This window comes from Nostoc sp. DedSLP03 (assembly GCF_034530815.1).
In the GTDB taxonomy this organism is placed as follows: Bacteria; Cyanobacteriota; Cyanobacteriia; order Cyanobacteriales; family Nostocaceae; genus Nostoc.
The window spans coordinates 1-2,311 of record NZ_JAVRCK010000212.1 but is presented as its reverse complement, the minus strand read 5'-3'; the positions used below and the strand labels follow the sequence as shown (position 1 = coordinate 2,311).

At 44.2% G+C, this 2,311-nt stretch carries 3 protein-coding genes and 1 pseudogene; 2 read left to right on the top strand and 2 right to left on the bottom strand.

Going from position 1 to position 2,311, the window contains the following annotated elements; genetic code table 11:
* On the bottom strand, window positions 1–190 hold a 190-nt coding region (locus RM368_RS38275; protein ID WP_322698897.1), incomplete at its 3' end, for a hypothetical protein.
* A 49-nt stretch (window positions 191–239) separates the two neighbouring features.
* On the bottom strand, window positions 240–605 hold the full coding sequence (locus RM368_RS38270; protein ID WP_322698896.1) for a hypothetical protein: 366 nt from the start codon (window positions 603–605) through the stop codon (window positions 240–242).
* Between the two features lie 429 nt (window positions 606–1,034).
* Here RM368_RS38270 and RM368_RS38265 point away from each other — a divergent pair, with 429 nt between their 5' ends.
* Both RM368_RS38265 and RM368_RS38260 read left to right on the top strand, forming a co-directional pair.
* Window positions 1,035–1,310, top strand: a complete 276-nt coding sequence (locus RM368_RS38265) for a helix-turn-helix transcriptional regulator (RefSeq protein WP_322698895.1) — start codon at window positions 1,035–1,037, stop codon at window positions 1,308–1,310.
* Window positions 1,311–1,383: 73 nt separating this feature from the next.
* Window positions 1,384–2,311: pseudogene (locus RM368_RS38260) on the top strand (hypothetical protein); the annotation flags it as partial.

Below are 2,311 nucleotides of genomic sequence, written 5' to 3'. Positions count from 1 at the left end.
TGTACATGAACGAATTGCTAGAGAAACCCTCGCGGGCTACTAATTCGGATTCTGGGGTATCGGCGATGATGTCAGCCCAGCCGGTTTTGTCGTTGTGGCGGATGTTATTTTCTGCGATCGCACCCAGACCGGGACGAGCATTTTCAAATTCGTCAACTACTTTCTGTTCTTTGGGTGTTAGCGGTTTCATGGTAAATTTTGAATAGCTTGATAGGGACATCTGTCTCTCCAAACAAGCTCTAGGGCAAACTAGGGCTTGTTTTGGCTTTTGGATGGTTTGACAAAGAAACTCGAAAACAGCGGCCAGAACCGACCATCATCACCTGGCGATCTGCAATGCGAACTGCCTTCGAGCGGCTGACTTTAATCATTGGGAATGACCCATCCGCTGAAAGGCTGAACATTTCGTAGTTCTGCAAAGATGACCACTCGACAGCTGTCCGGTCTGCCAGGGCGGAATATTCCACAGCGTTCATGTCTGCGGCTGAGATGGCACTTGGCAGTGATGGCAGGTGACGTTTAGGCTTGTCTGCTTGTTTTTTGGGTTTATCGTCGGTCTTTAGTCCTGTTTTAGTGGTGCCATTGGTGGCTTCTAGTGCTTCCATAGTGGGTGCATAAGGGTATGATGCACGGGCTTTAGTCCGAGCATACTGGGGTCAACGTCCTAGCATAGTGGCACTATGCACGGGTGTTAGTACTGCGATCGCAGTTCCGTTATTTTGGTGAAAGTATTGATAATCTTGGGTTTTAGCGATTTATCCCTCCATAGTTCGGGTTAAAAGTTGCTTAAGGGTGTGTCCGCGCAAGGTCAAGGCGCGGGTTGTTGCTCCATGCTTGCCACGCAAGGTCTAGGCGTGGGGGAGAGAGATCACAGCAGCTTTACAGGTGGGTGAGACACTAGCAAAAGACCAGTCAAATACCGTCTTTGGCAAGCCAGGTTTCTGGCTGGTCTTTTGTTGTCCTCTTACCAGACATTATGTCTAGACGTATGATTTTTGTCAAGCGTTCTAGACAGCTTGTCTAGAACGTGTATCATGATAAAGAAAAGACCGAGTAGAAACGAACAGCAAGGAGAATCCCCATTGCGGAGTCTGAGGCTTGAGCTAGATATGTCTCAAGAGGAATTTGGACGCGCCATTGGAACAACAGCTAGAACCATTAGCCGTTGGGAAGCAGGAGATAGCGTCCCTACCTTTACGGTGACTCAAATGAAAGCTTTAGACCGCTTACTGCGATCAAAGGGTAAGACGATCCAAGACTTACCTGATGACTTTGGCCCACCAAAGGGACAGTTGAGCGAGAATACCTAACGCAAAAAAAACCAAAAAGCCACCCAGATTTAGAAGGTCGGTGGTGGCTTTCTGATATCAAACTAATAATATTATGCCAGAAAACAGCTTAGAAGTCATTAATTCTTCTTCTCAAAATAGGGTAATTCCTATTAACCGCAACAAAGAGAAGAAACCATCAAGTAAATTCAACAAACCTCACTGTATCATTCCAGTTGACGATATCCAGTGGGTAGTTAATCAAGTAAAAACAGTTCAAACACTTTGGAATGAATGTTGGGCTTCTGACCAGTATGGTAGTAGATGGATGAAGCTAACAACATCATTAGGCGACAAAGCTTTTAGACTAGCAAGACAACTTTTATACACAACAGGATTATTTGAATTCAAGCGAGAAACCTGCACTACGGACAATCGCAAAACAGCCTGTTGGTTAGTTAAAAACTTGCACGGTGCAAGACGAATTCAAGAGTTTTGGATGAAAGATGACGAGCAAGAAACAGCGGTCAATTCTGACGCTATATCAGGCATAAATGAACCGGACATCAGTCAAAAAATACCGGATATCGGTCAAAAAATGCCGGACATCTCACCTGAAACACCTGAAAAATCAAGCATTCCAGAACCCCTCAGTAACTCTTCAGAAACGTCTCAGGAACTTCTCAAAGAAGTTCATGTTGACGCAACCCCGACGAACGAACTTCTTGAGAAAGTTCGTTCTCGCGGTACAAAAACCGCAGAGAAATTAGCTGTAGCGATGGAACGCTGTATGAAAAAAGCCAGAGGTGAAGAACCCCAACAGTGTTTTAGGGAATTATTTATTAGCAGGTACAAATGGAAAATTGACGATGAGAGATTTCAACAACTTATTCAACTCACCAAAGAATGTACGCTTTCATTCTTTCAGAAATTCAAATACGTATACCAGAATGATGGGATGAGCGCTCCTAGAACATTTGATAAAGCAATAGACCTTGTAATAAAAAATGCTTCAACTATCAATGAAGCAGTGAAATTACAAT